Annotated in this window: 16 protein-coding genes; 5 read left to right on the plus strand and 11 right to left on the minus strand. The window is 64.3% G+C overall.

Annotated elements, in window-relative coordinates:
* Positions 1-432: 432 nt before the first annotated feature.
* From F3S47_RS16615 to F3S47_RS16660, 10 genes are all read right to left on the minus strand, one after another.
* Positions 433-942, minus strand: a complete 510-nt coding sequence (locus tag F3S47_RS16615; RefSeq protein ID WP_150446434.1) for a cell wall hydrolase — start codon at positions 940-942, stop codon at positions 433-435.
* 220 nt (positions 943-1,162) lie between these two features.
* Positions 1,163-1,954, minus strand: coding sequence for an alpha/beta fold hydrolase (locus tag F3S47_RS16620; protein ID WP_150446435.1), 792 nt, complete (start codon positions 1,952-1,954; stop codon positions 1,163-1,165).
* 87 nt (positions 1,955-2,041) lie between these two features.
* Positions 2,042-3,055: a Kelch repeat-containing protein gene (locus tag F3S47_RS16625; RefSeq protein WP_191090221.1), complete on the minus strand. Its 1,014-nt coding sequence runs from the start codon at positions 3,053-3,055 to the stop codon at positions 2,042-2,044.
* A 49-nt stretch (positions 3,056-3,104) separates the two neighbouring features.
* Positions 3,105-3,947 carry a sugar phosphate isomerase/epimerase family protein gene (locus F3S47_RS16630; RefSeq protein WP_191090222.1) on the minus strand — a complete coding sequence of 281 codons (843 nt, stop codon included), beginning with the start codon at positions 3,945-3,947 and terminating at the stop codon, positions 3,105-3,107.
* A gap of 49 nt (positions 3,948-3,996) precedes the next feature.
* Positions 3,997-4,941, minus strand: a complete 945-nt coding sequence (locus tag F3S47_RS16635) for an amidohydrolase family protein (protein ID WP_191090223.1) — start codon at positions 4,939-4,941, stop codon at positions 3,997-3,999.
* A gap of 71 nt (positions 4,942-5,012) precedes the next feature.
* On the minus strand, positions 5,013-5,489 hold the full coding sequence (locus F3S47_RS16640; protein ID WP_150446439.1) for a hypothetical protein: 477 nt from the start codon (positions 5,487-5,489) through the stop codon (positions 5,013-5,015).
* A 101-nt stretch (positions 5,490-5,590) separates the two neighbouring features.
* Positions 5,591-6,769 (minus strand): ABC transporter ATP-binding protein, encoded by a 1,179-nt coding sequence (locus F3S47_RS16645; protein WP_223877861.1) that lies wholly within the window; start codon positions 6,767-6,769, stop codon positions 5,591-5,593.
* 165 nt (positions 6,770-6,934) lie between these two features.
* Entirely contained in the window at positions 6,935-7,804 is an 870-nt protein-coding gene (locus tag F3S47_RS16650) for a carbohydrate ABC transporter permease (RefSeq protein ID WP_191090224.1), read from the minus strand.
* Positions 7,805-7,838: 34 nt separating this feature from the next.
* On the minus strand, positions 7,839-8,756 hold the full coding sequence (locus F3S47_RS16655) for a carbohydrate ABC transporter permease (protein WP_150446441.1): 918 nt from the start codon (positions 8,754-8,756) through the stop codon (positions 7,839-7,841).
* Positions 8,757-8,927: 171 nt separating this feature from the next.
* The gene (locus tag F3S47_RS16660; protein ID WP_191090225.1) at positions 8,928-10,271 is read right to left on the minus strand and encodes an ABC transporter substrate-binding protein; all 1,344 of its coding nucleotides are present in this window, start codon (positions 10,269-10,271) and stop codon (positions 8,928-8,930) included.
* A 137-nt stretch (positions 10,272-10,408) separates the two neighbouring features.
* Between F3S47_RS16660 and F3S47_RS16665 the strand changes: the two genes are divergently transcribed.
* From F3S47_RS16665 to F3S47_RS16675, 3 genes are read left to right on the plus strand one after another with little or no spacing between them, the layout of a single operon-like run.
* Complete coding sequence (locus tag F3S47_RS16665) at positions 10,409-11,782, plus strand: NAD-dependent succinate-semialdehyde dehydrogenase (protein WP_150446443.1); 1,374 nt, start codon at positions 10,409-10,411, stop codon at positions 11,780-11,782.
* A 23-nt stretch (positions 11,783-11,805) separates the two neighbouring features.
* The gene (locus F3S47_RS16670) at positions 11,806-12,213 is read left to right on the plus strand and encodes a cupin domain-containing protein (RefSeq protein ID WP_150446444.1); all 408 of its coding nucleotides are present in this window, start codon (positions 11,806-11,808) and stop codon (positions 12,211-12,213) included.
* On the plus strand, positions 12,210-12,500 hold the full coding sequence (locus F3S47_RS16675) for a putative quinol monooxygenase (protein ID WP_150446445.1): 291 nt from the start codon (positions 12,210-12,212) through the stop codon (positions 12,498-12,500). The genes F3S47_RS16670 and F3S47_RS16675 overlap by 4 nt, the downstream gene beginning before the upstream one ends.
* A gap of 9 nt (positions 12,501-12,509) precedes the next feature.
* On the opposite strand, the gene F3S47_RS16680 is transcribed toward F3S47_RS16675, so the two are convergent.
* Positions 12,510-13,787 (minus strand): MFS transporter, encoded by a 1,278-nt coding sequence (locus tag F3S47_RS16680; protein ID WP_150446446.1) that lies wholly within the window; start codon positions 13,785-13,787, stop codon positions 12,510-12,512.
* 305 nt (positions 13,788-14,092) lie between these two features.
* On the opposite strand from F3S47_RS16680, the gene F3S47_RS16685 reads away from it, so the two are divergent.
* Together F3S47_RS16685 and osmF are read left to right on the plus strand one after the other, a co-directional pair.
* Positions 14,093-14,905 (plus strand): GntR family transcriptional regulator, encoded by an 813-nt coding sequence (locus F3S47_RS16685; protein ID WP_150446447.1) that lies wholly within the window; start codon positions 14,093-14,095, stop codon positions 14,903-14,905.
* Between the two features lie 335 nt (positions 14,906-15,240).
* Positions 15,241-16,146, plus strand: a complete 906-nt coding sequence (gene osmF, locus F3S47_RS16690; RefSeq protein WP_150446448.1) for a glycine betaine ABC transporter substrate-binding protein OsmF — start codon at positions 15,241-15,243, stop codon at positions 16,144-16,146.
* The last annotated feature ends 1 nt before the right edge of the window (position 16,147 follow it).

The following is a 16,147-nucleotide window of genomic DNA, read 5'->3' on the forward strand; positions in this document are numbered from 1 at the left end:
TGTCTGATCCATCGAATGAACCAAACCGCCCACATATCTCTTCAGATACTCGCGATTTCAAAGAGCGTGAGAGACAAAACCGACTGGATGCGCCCTTCTTCCTTGGCGCGCCCCGCCTGCATGATCTCGAATTTCCTGCCGCCTCACCCCGCCTTCCGCTATCGCGTCCGACCCGGTGGAGCGTCCCGCCAGCGCCTCAGCGCCGCCGGTGAGAGCTGCATTTACAGACGGTCTGCGGAGTCCGCAAGAGAAAAATCTTCATCACGTAGGGTCACGGTGCTCACCGGGGCTTTTCTGGGCGTCCCCAGCGCTCGCGCGGTCTGCCAGCTTGCACCTGTCAGCCCCTATGGTGATCCGGGACCCGACCGAGAGACGGATGCCTTGCCCGACTCGACTCGCTCCTCTGCATCGCCCTTCACATGGGTCGTGCCTTCAGCGGGTCAGGCCTTCGGTAGGACGGGGCGGGACCGGCTGCGTGACCAGTTCGGGCGGGCGCTTCTCGTAGAATGCGTTTCCGCCGGCGACGAGCACGTAGTGCATGTTGTTGTAGCCCGCACGGTAGCTGGCGGCGTGGAAGAACTCGGCATCGCCGACCATGGGGTGCCGCTCCCCGGCCAGAACGGAGACGGCGGCCTCTCTCACAAGCGGGAGAGCCGGGCTCGTCATCCTCCGCGACATGACACCGGACGCGAACTGCCCGGGCTGCGAGACCACCCGGCACACCGTATCGGGGTAGTCATCGGAGCTCACCCGATTCATCACGACGCTGCCAACGGCGACCATGCCGTCCCGGCTCGAGCGGTTGGACTCGAAATACATCGCCCGCGCCATGCAGTCTGCCTGGCGACCGCTCACCGTGACACGCGACGAGCCCAGCACGCTGCATGAGGCCAGGGCGGCGAACGCGAGCGCCGCGCCCCCTGCCCTAAGAACAAAGCTCATCGTTGTCTCACCCATGTCTGCAGTCTGCCTCGGATCATTCTGTTCTTTGGTCGCAGGAATATCAGCTCCTCGTTGCTCCTCGCAAATTAATCATGGGCAGGAGCGTCCGGGATCTGAATGTTTTGCGAAGGCTCGGCAGGTCCACGACCTGCGCCGGTTGGTGATCCCGTCGGCTCGTGGCTCCAATGCTCCGATCGAGGCAACTTTCAGCTTCACGACCCTAAAGATCGAGGTAGCTCGCAAGAGCCTCGTTGAACGCGCGTGGCTGGTTGATGTTCGCGAGATGGCCGGCATCGGGGATTTCGATGTACTGGGCCCGCGGCGTCACCCGGGCCATCTCCTGCATCTCTTCCGGAGGGGCGCCCTTGTCCTTGCCGCCGCAGAGGTAGAGGACCGGCAAGGTGATCTTGTCCAGATCCTTGAAGAAGTTCAGCTCGCGCAGGGCGTAGCAACTCGCGATATAGCCCTTGTCACTGGTTCCACTGATGATCTTCGCGCAGGCCTCTGCCACATCTGGATTGGCCTCGCGGAACTCGTCGGTCAGCCAGAGGCCGAGCGACCCCTCGACCACGGCCCCTACACCACCGTCCTGGATGGTCGCGATGCGCTGGTCCCACATCTGCCTGTAGGCATCCGTCGCGACGGATCGCGCATCTGCGAAGACCATCCGCCCGAAGCGTTCGGGGTGATCGATCGCCAGACCCATGCCGGTCATCGCCCCCATGGAAAGGCTGATCCAGTCGGCCTTGTCGACGCCGTGATGATCCATGATCGCGATTGCGTCTTCGGCAAGGTCCTCAAACGAATAGGGCCCGTCAGGCGCATCGCTCTGCCCGTGCCCCCGCTGATCGTAGCGCAGGACGCGGTACTTGCCCGCGAGCAAGTCGACCTGACCGTCCCACATGGACAGGTCGGCGCCGAGGGAATTGGAGAGCATGACCCAGGGCGCGCCCTCGGGACCCTCGATCCGGGTGTTGAGAGCGATACCGCTGGGCAGTTCGATGCGGGGCATGTCGGTTCCTCCTGGATGGCTTCAAGTCGACGTCCGTGCGAAGGCCTGCCCCGCCGCCGGACGGGCGGGGCAGACCGGCCCGTGGGATCAGTCGAAGGTGAAGGCGTCGTGATAGGCGCCCTGGACGCGGCCGCCCGGAACCGGACCGCCACCCGGGGCGTGAATCATGTTGCCGATCACGGCCACCGTCTGCCCGTGAAGGCCGTGGCGCGGCACCCGCATGGGCGTCAGCGCCTCCCAGCTGTCAGACTGGGGGTCGTAGGCCTCGTTGGTGCCGAAAACCATGCCGGTGGCCTCGCCACCGAAGACGACGATCTTGCCGTTGACGTAGGCTGCCGACGGCCCGCTCCGCGGCACGGGAAGCGGTGCGCGGAAGGACCAGCTATCCTCCTGCGGGTCGTAGACGCCGTGCATGCCGGTGTTGAAGTCGTAGCTGTCCATCCGACCGCCGATGGCGTGGATCTTGCCGTCCACCAGTACGACGCCCATGTGGTCGCGCTGTCCCGCGAAGGGCTGGGTCTTGGTCGTGCCCATCATCGGCGCGACGTCGTGGTAGCTGTCGGTCTTGGGGTCGTAGATCTCGTGCCACTCCACCGACCGGACGTCACGCCCTCCGAGCAGGTGGATCTTGTCGCCGACGGTCAGGGCGAAGATCGCCCCACGAGGACGAGACAGGGGCGCGATCGGAGACCACTCGTCGGCGTCCACGTCATAGACGAAGCACTTCGAATGCGGGCAGCGGTTCTGTTCCACGAACCCGCCGAAGCTGTAGATCTTGTTGCCGATGGCCGCCGCGGAGTTGTGATTGCAGCGATGGGGGAACTCGGCCTTCATCGTCCACTCGCCGGCGTCGGGATCGAAGACCTGATGGTAGTTGCCGTCCACCCGGTGATTGGCGTAGCCGCCGAAGACATGGATCTTTCCCTGGCATTCGACGACACCCATCTCGCCCACCGGGTGCGGCAGGCGTGGTTGCTCGAGCCACCGGCCCTTGTTCTGCGCGTCGGGCGCGACCGTCGTCATGTACCGCTGTTTGTCGGCGTTGTCGGGAATGTCGGTTATGCTCTTGTCGAAGAGACCTTGGAAGAGCGGAGCGTTCATTTGAGGCATCCTTCTTTCTGGGTTGAGGTTCAAAGCGCCGGTTCGGGGATCACGCCCGAAATTCCGGCACCGCGTGCTTCATCAGCTGGTGGGTCAGCTCGACGCCCTCGCGGCAGACCTCGACCGGGTCGCGCTCCCAAATCTCGGGATTGGGGGCCTCGAAGCTCATGTGGCCGGTGTAATTCTTCTCGTGCAGGAGTTGGAAAAGCCGGTCCCACTCGATGACGCCCTCGCCGGGCATCAGGCGGTCCATCGGCCGCTTCACCCCCGTCACGGGGTTGGGCGACAGATCCGAGAACTGGAAGTGCATGAGGTCTTCTGCGGGAACCTCCTCGAACCCACGGCCGGGCCGACCGCTGCGGGCCAGGTGGTAGGCGTCGAGAAGCAGGCCGACATTCCGCTTGTCGGCCGTTTTGACGAGGTCCAGCAGGGTTTCGACCGAGTTCAGGTTGGGATGCTGCGAATTGAACTCGATGGACAGGTCCAGCCCGTATTCGGCGGCGATATCCGCTCCGCGTCGCAGGTACCCAACCGCGTCCTTCAGCGAGCCCTCGTAAGGTCCCGGCGCCGACATCAGTTGCGGACAACCGATCGCGACCGCGTTCTCGCAGGAGGCCCGGAAATCATTGAAGAGCCGGCCGCTCTCCTCCTTGTCCTGAGCGAAGAGCCAACCGTATTCCACGCCGAGCACGGCGACCTTGACCCCGCTGGCCTTGATCAGGTCGATCACCTGGTCGTTGGTCATGCCGTCGGCATAGCACCGATAGAAGTCCTTCCGCCGAAGCTCGGCTGCGTCGTAGCCGGCGGCCTTGATCACCTCGAGAGCCTCCCCGAGGGGGGTCGTGTCGATCGTCCAGGTATGTAGGCTCAATCGTCCGAAGCTGCTCGTCATCTGTTCAGTCCCATATCTGTCGTTACAGAAGTCTCCTCGCGCCCCGGGCTCAAAGCCCGAGAAGCGCCTCGGCATTCGCCGAGAAGATCTTCTTCTTGGTGTCGTCGTCCGCCGGGTAGGCCGAAAACCAGTCGACCCCGGGCTTCATCGCTACGAAGGGCCAGTCCACGGCGAAGAGGATCCGGTCGGCACCCATCTCGTCGATGCAACAGCGCAGCGCGGTATCCGAGAAGAAGCCGCTTGTGGTGATGTGAAAGTTGTTCCGGAAAATGCCGGCGAAATCCGTGGGAGCGTTGGCAGGGCGCCGGAAGGACTCGTCGATCCGCGTGAGCTGAAGGGCAATCCCCTCGCCGAGGTGACCGAGGATGATCTGCAGGTCCGGGTATCTCTCGAACACGCCGCTGAGGACCATGCGGATCCCGAGCGTGCCCGCCTCCACGCCAAACCCCCAGGCCGCCCCGAGAAGGTCGGGATGAGAACTGGCGTATGTGGCGTAGTAGGCCTCCTGCACGCGCTTGTCGGGCAATGCCGGGTGCAGGTAGACCGGCACTTTCAGCCGTGCCGCGCGCTCGAAGATCGGCCAGAACTCCGGCTCATCGGGGAACCTGCCGTTGGTTGGCCCGTAGAGCATCGCACCCTTGAAGCCATGGCCCTCGACCACGCGCTGCAACTCGTCCGCCGCCGCCTCGGGCGCGGCCTGCGGCAGTGTCGCGAAAGCTGCGAAACGCCCAGGTTGGGCCGCCACGACATCCGCCAGATAATCGTTCACCGCCTGGCAGGCGGCAACCGCTTGCTCCGGGATCAGCTTCTGCCCCCCGGGCGGGGCGTGGGACAGGACCTGAAGATCGATGCCGGCCTCGTCCATGTCCGCGATCCGGCCGGAAGAGACGTCCTCGAGCTTCTCCATGATTTTCGGGCCGCGATCGAAGTTGCCTTGGAAATGTCCGGCGAACTCCCGGCTCCAGAAATGCTCCTCGATCGCGATGACTTTCATGGGGTGGTCCATCCTTTTCGGTTAATGTCGGTGCCGCCCGCCCCATCCGGGGCGCGGGCGCCCGTTCATTCTCAGCTCGTTGCCCTGTCGGCCTGTGCGATCATGTCCTTGGCGACCGCGATGCAGGCATCACTGAGCTCGTCGGCCGGCATCTTCGGGCGTCCGATCAGGAAACCGCTCTGCGCATGAACGGCCACATCCATCAGCTCTTCGCGGTCCATACCGTCCCCCTCGGCAGCCAGCGTTGCGTCCACCTTCGCGATCAGGCTTCGGGCGACCGCCATGGTCTCGTCGAGCAGGCCGGCGGCATCGGCAGTGCCGCGCCCCTTCAGCAGCGCCGAGAAGGCATGCACGCCCATGTCCATGAGTTCGTCGCGTGGGGGCGCATCCGGACTCTGCGCGACCGTCTCATCGACCTTGTCGATCAGCATCTGACCGATGCGCATGGAGTCGTCGTAGAGGTCCATTGCGCTGGCATTCTTGTTGTCGTCCATCAGCGGCGCGAGGGCGTGCACCGCCATATCCAGAAGTTCTTCGCGATTGGACAAGCCTGGTCTCCTATGTCTCGTTGAGGCCGTTTGGGTCCGTCTGACCCTTCGACCGTGTGTTTCTCGTCTGTGGGCGCCGGGCCGAACGGTCCGACGATCGGTCAGCGAAGGGCGTGACCGGTCTCGATGTCGAAAAAGTGCATGGAATCCGCTTCGTATCCCAAGCTCACGGTCTCTCCGTGGCTCGGCACAGTCTTGGGAGCGATGCGGGCGACGAGGCTCAGATGCTGCACATCCGCGCTCGCGACCTTGCGCGCCGCCCCGTTTCCGAAAGTCATGCTGCTGTCGATCTGCTCGGCATCGGTCGGCAGGTAGACCAGCGCCTCCGCGCCGAGCATTTCCACCATGTCGACTTTCGCCACGATATGCTTGTTCTCGGGCAGTTCCTCGGTGGCGATGGAGAAGCATTCCGGTCGGGTACCGAGCACGACATCCTTTCCGATGCGCTCTCGAACCAGTGGATATTTCTCGATGCTGCTCGGATCGACGGAAAGCGAGAAAGTGCCGAATTTCGCCGCAAGGCCTCCGCCTTCTTCCACGATTGTTGCCCGGCAAAGGTTCATCGGCGGCGACCCGATGAAACCGGCCACGAAGACCGTCTCGGGCGATTTGTAGAGCTCTCCGGGCGGCGCGAGCTGTTGCAGGATACCGTCGTGCATGACGGCGACACGATCACCGAGCGTCATGGCCTCGACCTGGTCGTGCGTGACGTAGAGCGTCGTCGTTCCCAGTTCGCGCTGCAGGCGGGCTATCTCGCCCCGCATCTGCACACGGAGCTTGGCGTCGAGGTTCGACAGCGGTTCGTCCATGAGGAAGACACGCGGCTCGCGCACGATGGCACGGCCCATGGCGACGCGCTGGCGCTGACCACCAGAGAGTTCCCGGGGATAGCGATTCAACAAGACTTCGAGATCGAGAACGCTTGCCGCCGCGCGCACCCTCTTCGCTTTCTCGTCCGCGCTGACACCGGCCATCCTGAGCGGAAAGCCCATGTTCTGTTCAACGGTCATGTGCGGATAGAGCGCGTAGGTCTGGAAGACCATGGCGATGTCCCGCTCGCGCGGCGTCAGGCCATTGACCGCCTCGCCATCTATGAGGATCTCACCGCCGGAGATCGCCTCCAGCCCCGCGACCATACGCAAGGATGTGGATTTCCCGCAGCCTGACGGCCCGACGAGGACAAGGAACTCCCCCTCTTCGATATCGAAGTTGAGATCGTTGACGGCGACCGTGCCGTCGTCGAACCGCTTCATGACATTTCTGAAATTGACCTCACCCACGGCACGCCTCCGATTGCTGGGCGACGCCGGTGACTGCGGCTCGATGCCCTTTGGTGGTGGTCAATTGACGGTGCTGTTTCATGACAGGATGTCTTTCCCGTGCTTGTGCGTCGATTGGGAGAACGGCGCGGCCTCGCGCCATCCGCTTTCGATGTTGGGTCCGGTTCATTTCACGGCACCACTCAGCAGGCCCTCGGCCACGTACCGTTCGATCCTCAGGTAGACGAGGACGAGCGGAACGATGGTCAGGAGGGCGAAGGCGTTCTGGATCGGGTAGTCGGCGATCCCGGTGGCGTCCTGCATCAGGAAGAGCTCGTAGGGCAGCGTGCGGGAGTCCGCCGTCTGGGTCAGCGCCAGCACCAGCTCGAACTCGTTCCAGGCCTCGCGGAAGGCCAGCACCGCCACGGTGATCAGCGCCGGGATCGCCAGCGGCAGGATGACGGTGCGGATGGTCGCGAACTGGGTCGCACCGTCGACCGCCGCCGCTTCCTCCAGTTCTCTCGGGATCGCCTGGAAGAAGCCCACGAGAAGCCAGACCGCGAGCGGCAGGAGCATCCCCGTGAAGACGAAGATCAGGAAGAGCCGGGAGTCGAAGGCGCCGAGCTCGACCGCGAGCAGGAAGAGCGGGAACATGAGCCCGACCTTCGGCGCCAGCATCGGCAAGAGCGAGAAGAGCAGGAGCAGGTGCCGGCCGCGGAAGCGGAACCGGGCAAAGGCGTAGGCGGCCGGCACCCCGACGATGAGGGTCAGGATGAGGCTACCGAAGGCGATGACGATGCTGTTCCAGAGCGCCTTCTGAAAGCCCGGTCGGTCGATCACCCGCGCATAGGCATCCAGGGTCGGCTCTGCGGGGATGATACCGGGATCGGCGAAGACCTGCGCCGGCTGCTTGAACGACACCGACAGCGAGATCAGGAAAGGCCCCATCGTCCAGAGCACCAGTGCCGCCAGTGGCAGCCAGACCATGGCCTGGCGGAGCGGCCCGCCGAGCCACTTGCGGTACCACGGCGGGCTGCGCCTGCGCAGCGATGTCATGGTGGTATTCGGGGAAGTGTGCGTGACCGACATGCTATTTCGTCCCGAATTTGCGCTGGAGACCCAGGTAGAAGAGCGTCAGGGCCGCGTTCAGCACGAAGATGATGATGACCAGCGCCATAGCCGTTCCGGTCTCGTATTCGTCGAAGCCGAGCCGAACCATTTCGAGCGTCAGGAGCTGCGTGGCTTCCCCGGGCCCGCCGCCCGTCAGTGCGAGCACCGTCCCTAGCGAAGTGACGGCCTTGAAACTGAGCCAGACCGTGGCGAGCGTGATCTGGGGCGCGATCAGCGGAATGGATATGTAGATCGCGCTACGAAGGCCGGTCGCCCCGTCGACGAGGGCCGCCTCGGTCAGCTGGTCGTCGATCGTCTGCAAGCCGCCGAGAATGAAAAGCAGTGCCAGTGGAAGGTCGGTCCAGACCTGCGCGATGATCACGACGATCATTGCGTAGACCCCGTTCGACAGCCACGGGACGGCACCGAAGCCCATGAACTCGAGGACCTGGTTCGGGAAGCCGAACTCGCTGTTGAACATCGTGCGGAACATGAGTGCCGCGGCGACGCTCGAGACGATGTAAGGCAGGATCGCCAGGCCCCGGATGAATCGGAGGCCCGAGACAACACGATTGAGCGCGAAGGCGAAGATGATGCTGAGCGTCAGGCCCAAGGCGATCACGCCGAACACGAAGATACCCGTCCGCCAGAGCGAAGACCAGAACGAGGGCTCGCTGAAGACGTCGATGTAGTTGCCGAAGCCGATGAACGGCGACTCCTGTGAGAGCGGGCTGATGTCGTAGAGGCTCTGAACCGCGGCAAACAGCACTGGAAAGGCCAGAACCACGGCCACGATTATCATCGCCGGCGCCGAACTGAGGTAGGCGATCCACGGATGCTGCCAGCCGACGATCCGTGTCGCCGATGCCATGTCCGTGCTTGGGTCACCCTCCGCCATTTATCGATCCCTTGCGTGTAGGTTGGACGTTCGTCCCGGCGAGGCGCGCAGTCCGATCCGGCGGCCGCGAAGCGCACCAATCGAAGAGCCGCGAGCAGTCGGCCGAAACCGGTTGTCGTGAGAGGGGCGGCCGTTGCCGGTGACGCCGGCCGCCCCTGAACGGGTCCGTGATCAGTCCTCGCGGATCGAGTCGAACTGCGGCTGCCACTCGTCGGCCACGGCCATGGGATCCATGTCCGGATTGGCGACGGCGAACTCGTTCAGCCGTTCCATGAGATCCTCGGCTTCGGGGAAGTCGAGATCGACAGGGAACACGCCCATGTTGCTGAAAGCCTCGACATTGTCCTCGTCCCAGATCGGCAGCCACTGGTTGAGGGAGTCGGGATCAGCGAGCACGGCATCGGTCCGGTGAGGGTCGGCACCTTCCAGCATGAGATAGAGCGCTACGTCGGGGTCCATCAGGAACCGGAACACGAGTCCGGCTTCATCCTTGGCACCCCGCTCCACGGCGTCCGCCGTAATGAAGAACGTCCGCGCCGGCGCGACGATCACGCCGTCCTCGCTTTCGCCGCTGCGGCTCGTCGGCATGGGCACGAGGTTGAAGTTCGTGTCCGGCTCCAGCCCGGCATCCTGTGCACCCACGGAGGTCGGCGCGGAGTCGAGCATCATGCCGATATTGGAAGCCACGAAGCCGCCGCGCATGTTGTCGTCGTTCCAGGCGACAGCCTCGGGGCTGATCAGTTCTTCGCGGGAGAGAGTCTGGACGAAGTCGATCCAGTACTGGCCGCCCTCCCCGCGCAGGTCGGGGATCGAGCCGTCGAACTCCACGCCCATCGCGGACATGGACGAATAAAGATGGTTGGCTCCGTTTCCTCGCTGGGCCCACCAGCCGAACGGCACGACGTCCGGCTGAACCTCCTTGATGGCCCGGGCGTATTCCAGAACGTCGTCCCAGGTCTCGGGCGGTTCCGTGATACCGGCCTCCTCCAGCCAGTCTGTCCGGAAGAAGACCTCTTCCATCGACGCGGTGTTGGCCATGCCGATCAGCTCGTCGTTCCACATGGCGTCGTTCCACGTGGCCTCGTAGATCTGGCCGAACCCCTCGGGATCCTCTTCCTGCCAGGTGTCCACGATGTCCTGCACGGGCGCGACCACCCCGGCCTCCGCAACCACCGGCCGTAGGAACCCGTCGAGGTGCACCACGTCAGGCAGCTCGAGGCCCGCGTCACGCATCCGGATCAACTGCTGGAAAAGGTTGTCGCTCGGCTGCACGTCGACCGAAAGCGTGATGCCCGTCTCCTGCTCAAACCTGTCCAGCTGCTCGCGGGACGGCACCGTATACTCACGGGCGAACCAAACGGAGAGCTCGGTGACCTCCTCGTCCTGCGCCTGCGCAGGGCCCGGAAGACCGGCCCCCATCACGGCCGCCATCGCTACCGCTAGCGCCGCGCTGCAGCGTGGTATTTTGCTGCAGACGCGAGCATCCGCGAATTCATGGGTCTTGGTGTTCAGCATAGTCTCCTCCCTAGAAACGTAAGCCTCTGCGATGCCGTAAGCGCTCCTCCACGCCCCATACATCTATAGACATCTTACTTGCGATTGGCGATGACGCAAGGTACTGATTTGATCGATCCAAGAGGGATGGAAGAGCTTTGATAAACTCAATAAATCCGACCGACGGCGCCCAGATCGAAAGCTATGCGCCCCATACGTCCGACGACGTTGACGCGGCATTGAGCGGTGCTGTCGCGGCGCAGGCAGCCTGGCGGGAGGTCCCGGTCGAGGATCGCGTCAAGCTCCTGAGTTCCATGGCGAAAGAGCTGCGCAGCGGTCGCGATCGCTATGCCGAACTGATCACGAAAGAGATGGGCAAACCGATCTCCGAATCGCGAGGAGAGGTCGAGAAATGCGCGGTCACCTGCGACTACTATGCCGAGATGGCGCCCGCCCTTCTGGCCTTCGAGCCCCTGCCCTCGAACGCTACCGAGTCCGGCGTCGTCTTCGATCCGCTGGGCGTCGTGCTGGCCATCATGCCGTGGAATTTTCCCTTCTGGCAGTTCTTCCGATTCGCGGCGCCGGCGCTGGCAGCTGGGAACGGTGCGATCCTGAAACACGCGGCAAACGTCCCCGGCTGCGCTTTGGCGATCGAGGCGCTGATGAGGCGCGCAGGTTGCCCAGAGGGCCTGATGCGCAGCCTGCTGATCAGCTCGCGCGAGGTCGCGCCGATCATCGCCGACGACCGGATCGCGGCGGTCACTCTGACCGGTTCGACGGAGGTTGGGCAGATCGTTGCGAGCCAGGCGGGCGCAGCACTCAAAAAGCAGGTGCTCGAGCTTGGCGGATCCGATCCGTTCATCGTTCTGGCCGACGCTGACCTCGAGGCCGCGGCGGAAACCGCCGTCAAATCCCGCTTCATCAACGCCGGGCAGTCCTGCGTGAACGCGAAACGCTTCATCGTCGAGGAGGCCGTGGCCGATCGCTTCGCCGAACTATTCCGCGACGGGATCGAGCGACTGAAGATCGGGGATCCGATGGATCCCGAGACCCAGATCGGACCGATGGCGCGCGCCAACCTGCGCGACGAACTCCACGATCAGGTGCAGCGGTCGGTCAAGGCCGGCGCCAAGCTGATCATCGGTGGACGACCCGTCGAGGGCAGCGGCTACTTCTACTCTCCGACCCTTTTCGACAAGGTGACGCAGGAGCATGCCGCTTTCCGCGAAGAGATGTTCGGCCCCGTAGCCTCTATCGTCCGGGCTCGCGATGCCGACCACGCCGTCGAACTGGCCAACGACAGCGAGTTTGGACTGGGCGCCACGATCTGGACTTCCGACGTGGAAAAAGCGCGACGGATGTCGCGGACCCTCGACGCGGGCGCGGTCTTCATCAACGGTCTCGTCGCATCGGACGCCCGGCTGCCCTTCGGCGGCATCAAGAAATCCGGCTATGGACGGGAGCTGGGGTCCTACGGCCTGCGCGAGTTCACCAACATCAAAACGATCTGGATCGGCCCTGCGAAGGGCTGAGATTTGGACTAGGAGGCGGAACAATGGACGCTGCAATTCTGAAACCGGACGAACTTCCCGTGAACGACCGGGGCAACGGCGCCCGGACGATCCCTCTCGTGACCCGCAGCTGCGGCTCCAGCAGCGTGATCAACGGCATCACCGAGTTCGATCCCGACGCGAAGATCGGGGTTCACTACCACAACTGCGAGGAAAGCGTGATGATCCTCGAGGGCGATGCCATCGCCGAGATCGACGGCACGCCCCACAAGCTGAAGGCTGGAGATACGACCTGGATCCCGGCCGGAGTGCCCCATCGGTTCATGAACGACGGCACCGGCAAGATGCGCATCTTTTGGACCTACGCCGATATCGATGCGACCCGCACGATGGTCGAGACCGGCGTGACCCAATCCATCGACCAGGAACACGCGACGGCCAAAAAGCTATGATCCGCGAAGTCGCGATCCTGACGATCGACCCGGCGCGGGCGACAGAGTTCGAGGGCGCAGTGGCCGAGGCCCGACCGTACTTCGAAAGCTCCGAGGACTGCCTGTTCTTCACGCTTGAGCGCGTGATCGAGACGCCGGGGAGCTATCGGCTCGTCGTCGGCTGGACCTCCGTCGAAGCGCACATAGAGAGATTCCGCGCGAGTGCAGAGTTCCAGAAGTGGCGTGACCTCGCAGGCCCCTTCTTCGTCGAGCCGCCGGTTGTAGTTCACACCGAGCAGGTGATCTGAGGCTCAGGTTCAGGGCTGCTTGTCGATCGGCTCGGCTTGATGTTCGTGCAGGTTCAGTCGCCACAGCAGCGGCATCTTCCGCGCGATGACCACCGCCACCGCCACGGTGATCGTACCGCCGACCACCACGGCCCGAACCGGGCCGATGAGGGTCGCCATGGTGCCGCTTTGCATCGCGCCGAGTTCGTTCGACGAAGCTACGAAGATCATCCGCACCGCCGCAATGCGCCCCCGCATGTGCTCTGGCGAGGCGACCCTCAGGATCGCGTGCCGGATGACCATGCTGAACCCGTCGCAGATCCCCGCCAGGAACAGCATCGCCATCGAGAGCCAGAAGCTGGTCGAGAGGGCGAAGACCATCATCGACAGGCCGAAGCCGACAACGATCAGGTGCAGGGCGTGCCCTGCCCGGGCCGCCGGCATGGCGTAGATCGAGGTCACTGCGGCAACGAAAGTGCCCGCGGCGATGGCCGAACGGAGGAGGCCGAACCCGTCCGGACCGGCCTCCAGAATATCGGTCGCGAAGATGGGCAAAAGCGCCGCCGCCCCGCCGAAGAAGACCGCGCAGAGATCGAGCAGCATCGAACCGAAGAGGACCTGATTGCGCCAGACATAGGTCCAACCCTCCCGGATACGCTGCAGGGGCGGCAACCCGACCTCGACCTCGGGAACGGGCTTCTGCGCAATCCCCAGCGCCACGAGCAGCGTTGAGACGCCGAGAAGGATGGCCATCGCCCCGTAGGTCGGTCCAGCGCCAACCTGCGCCCAGAGGACGCCCATCAACACCGGCCCCGCCATGTCGGCCACCCTGCCCGCCGTGGCGACCATCGGCAGCGCCTTCAAGATATGGTGGCGCGGGATAATCTGCGCCTCGAGCCCGACGTTGGCGGGATTCTCGTAGGTGCGGATCGTGGCGGAGGCGAAGCCGCCCACGAGAAGAAGCCAGATCGTCTCTGCGCCGGCCGCCGAGACGACGGCAAGTGCCAGCGCCACGAAGCCCAGCGCTGCGAATGAGATCGTAACCAGACCGCGGCGAAGCCGCTTGTCGGCGACATCGCCGGCATGGAATGCCAGCGTCAGTGCCGGGATCACCTGGACGAAGCCGAGCAGCGCGAGGTCGAGCGGGTTCTCGCGGAGCTCGTAGACATGAAAGGCGAGCATCACCGTCAGGGATGTCGCGCAGAAGTGGAACAGCGAGTTGCCGACCAGGAACACCCGGAACTCCCGGTTGCCCAGCACCTCGGCGTTCGTCGGCGGCCTGCGTGGCGCCGCGGGCGCGTCGACCATCAGTGGACGCGGCCGCGCAACGGCTGCCCGGCGCCCGCCAAGTTGTACATCCGCATCCTGTCAGCCCCGCGCCAAGCGCCCCGAATTGCTTTCCGAAAAAGCCAGCAGTAAATACATATCAAGATGACTGGACCGGAGCAATTTCCCAGCAATCGCCACCAAAAGATACATCCGGCCGCAAGAGGCAACGACCGGGCGAAGTGCCTGCGACACGCGACGCAGGCATAGTCGCCGCTGGCACCGGGCCCGAAACTCCGCTCGGCGTCCGGACGCACCTACGCCTATTCTTTAGGGTTTGAACCAAAATGACACAGGAAGAGACAGCGCTGACGCTGCCGCCGCTGCGCCATGAGACGCCCACACCGCTCTGGCTTCAACTCAAGCACGCGCTGAGAGACCACATCACTTTCCACTTGTCGCCCGGCGCACGAATTCCCTCGGAATCCGCGCTCTGCCGGTACTACGGACTGTCGCGCATGACTGTCCGGCAGGCGATCACCGCACTCGTCAACGAAGGGTTGCTCGGCCGCCACCAGGGCCGAGGAACCTTCGTGATGCCGAGCAGGATGTCGATCCCGCCCCGCAGCCAGGCTCATTTCCTCGACGACGGTTTCGAGGCCACCGACGACCTCACGATGCAGATCGACGAAACCGCGCTGGAGCCGCCGCCTCGCTGGATCCGCGAGAGGCTCGGCATGGGTGCCATCGAGCGCGCTCACAAGATCCGCCTGAACCTCGCAGCCGATGCCGACGTCCTTGCGTCGCGCACCATGTACATCCCCGAACACGTCGCCCCGAGCCTTCCGGCACTGGACCTCAAGACCCCGGTGCATCGTATTCTCGAGGAGAGCTACGGCCTCCAACCGGCAATGGCCGACGAGACCATGCGCCTCATCCGGGCCGACCAGCTCCGCGCCGACATGCTTCGCACCGAGCCCGGCAAGCCGCTGATCCTCGTCGAGCGCGTGGTCTTTCTGGCGGGCGGCGAACCTGTCGAATACGCCCGAACCTATTATCAGGCCGAGCGATACCGTTTCGAGCACAAGCTGGTTCGCCCCGATGCGGCGGATGCCGGTGAGCCGGAATTCGGCGAACGCAGGCACCTGGTGGGGGGCTGAACGGGCGACCGGCTTCGGCAAGACCTCGAAAGACGCGGGATCGGCGACGGCCAAGAGCTGACGTTGAAGGTCAGCGGAGAAGGTGGCCGCTTTCGGCCCTTGGTACCACATGGCTCACGCATGCGGCGACCGTCCGCTTCTCGAACGTAGAATGTCGAGCCGCTCGATAATGGCTCTCCCCTACGCCAAGCTCTGAGCCTGTGAGATCCCATCTCCAGCTCCGATCGACCACCACCGGCCCGGACGGACTTGGCGGGTGGTCATACTCTCCTACGTTCCCCGACGAGCCTGCGCCGCGAGGCGTTAAATTCTCGAAGGCAAGAAACGGACCCCCCATGAAGAAGCACATGATAGTCGCCGCCGCCCTGTTCGGCGCACACACGACAGCCGCCCAGGCGGAGATTGTCGTATCCTCCAAGATCGACACCGAGGGCGGCCTCCTGGGCAACATGATCGCGCTCGCGCTCGAAGATGCGGGTCTGCCGGTGGAGCGCCGTCTGCAACTCGGCGGCACGCAGGTCGTCCGCGAGGCGCTCCTTGCCGGGCAGATCGACATCTATCCGGAGTACACGGGAAATGCGGCCTTCTTCTTCAACGAGGCCGAAAGCGACGTATGGAACGATGCCGAAGCGGCACATGACCGCGCGGCCGAGCTGGATGCCGAGGCGAACGATATCACCTGGCTCGAAAGCGCGCCGGCCAACAACACCTGGGCCATCGCCGTCACCGGCCCCGTGGCCGAGGAGAACGACCTGTCCACGATGACCGATTTCGGCGAGTGGGTGTCGGGCGGCGGCGAGATCAAGCTGGCTGCCTCGACCGAGTTCGTGTCCTCCCCCGCCGTCCTTCCGGCGATGCAGGAGACCTACGGCTTCGAGCTGACCGAGGACCAGACGGTGATCCTCTCGGGCGGGGACACCGCCGCCACGATCCAGGCGGCCGCGCGCGGCACCTCGGGCGTAAACGCGGCCATGGTCTATGGCACCGATGGCGGGGTCGGCGCGACGGGCCTCGTGGTGATGGAGGACGACCAGGGCGTGCAGCCGGTCTACGAGCCGACGCCGATCGTCCGCGCCGAGGTGCTGGAAGAGTATCCGTCCATCCCCGAGGTGCTGAACCCGATCTTCGCCGAGCTGGACATGGCGACGCTTCAGCAGCTCAACGGCCGCATTCAGGTCGGAGGCGAACCGGCCGAGGCCGTGGCGCGAGAGTACCTCACCGAGGCCGGAGTGATAGACTGAG

Origin of the sequence: Histidinibacterium aquaticum (assembly GCF_008710275.1) — a bacterium.
Taxonomy (GTDB): domain Bacteria; phylum Pseudomonadota; class Alphaproteobacteria; order Rhodobacterales; family Rhodobacteraceae; genus Oceanicola; species Oceanicola aquaticus.

What these genes read in the sequence shown, in the direction of transcription:
- F3S47_RS16615 (WP_150446434.1), bottom strand. Translation starts at nt 942, where the DNA reads ATGAGCTTTGTTCTTAGGGCAGGGGGCGCGGCGCTCGCGTTCGCCGCC.
- F3S47_RS16620 (WP_150446435.1), bottom strand. Translation starts at nt 1,954, where the DNA reads ATGCCCCGCATCGAACTGCCCAGCGGTATCGCTCTCAACACCCGGATC.
- F3S47_RS16625 (WP_191090221.1), bottom strand. Translation starts at nt 3,055, where the DNA reads ATGAACGCTCCGCTCTTCCAAGGTCTCTTCGACAAGAGCATAACCGAC.
- F3S47_RS16630 (WP_191090222.1), bottom strand. Translation starts at nt 3,947, where the DNA reads ATGACGAGCAGCTTCGGACGATTGAGCCTACATACCTGGACGATCGAC.
- F3S47_RS16635 (WP_191090223.1), bottom strand. Translation starts at nt 4,941, where the DNA reads ATGAAAGTCATCGCGATCGAGGAGCATTTCTGGAGCCGGGAGTTCGCC.
- F3S47_RS16650 (WP_191090224.1), bottom strand. Translation starts at nt 7,804, where the DNA reads ATGACATCGCTGCGCAGGCGCAGCCCGCCGTGGTACCGCAAGTGGCTC.
- F3S47_RS16655 (WP_150446441.1), bottom strand. Translation starts at nt 8,756, where the DNA reads ATGGCGGAGGGTGACCCAAGCACGGACATGGCATCGGCGACACGGATC.
- F3S47_RS16660 (WP_191090225.1), bottom strand. Translation starts at nt 10,271, where the DNA reads ATGCTGAACACCAAGACCCATGAATTCGCGGATGCTCGCGTCTGCAGC.
- F3S47_RS16670 (WP_150446444.1), top strand. Translation starts at nt 11,806, where the DNA reads ATGGACGCTGCAATTCTGAAACCGGACGAACTTCCCGTGAACGACCGG.
- F3S47_RS16675 (WP_150446445.1), top strand. Translation starts at nt 12,210, where the DNA reads ATGATCCGCGAAGTCGCGATCCTGACGATCGACCCGGCGCGGGCGACA.
- F3S47_RS16680 (WP_150446446.1), bottom strand. Translation starts at nt 13,787, where the DNA reads ATGGTCGACGCGCCCGCGGCGCCACGCAGGCCGCCGACGAACGCCGAG.
- F3S47_RS16685 (WP_150446447.1), top strand. Translation starts at nt 14,093, where the DNA reads ATGACACAGGAAGAGACAGCGCTGACGCTGCCGCCGCTGCGCCATGAG.
- osmF (WP_150446448.1), top strand. Translation starts at nt 15,241, where the DNA reads ATGAAGAAGCACATGATAGTCGCCGCCGCCCTGTTCGGCGCACACACG.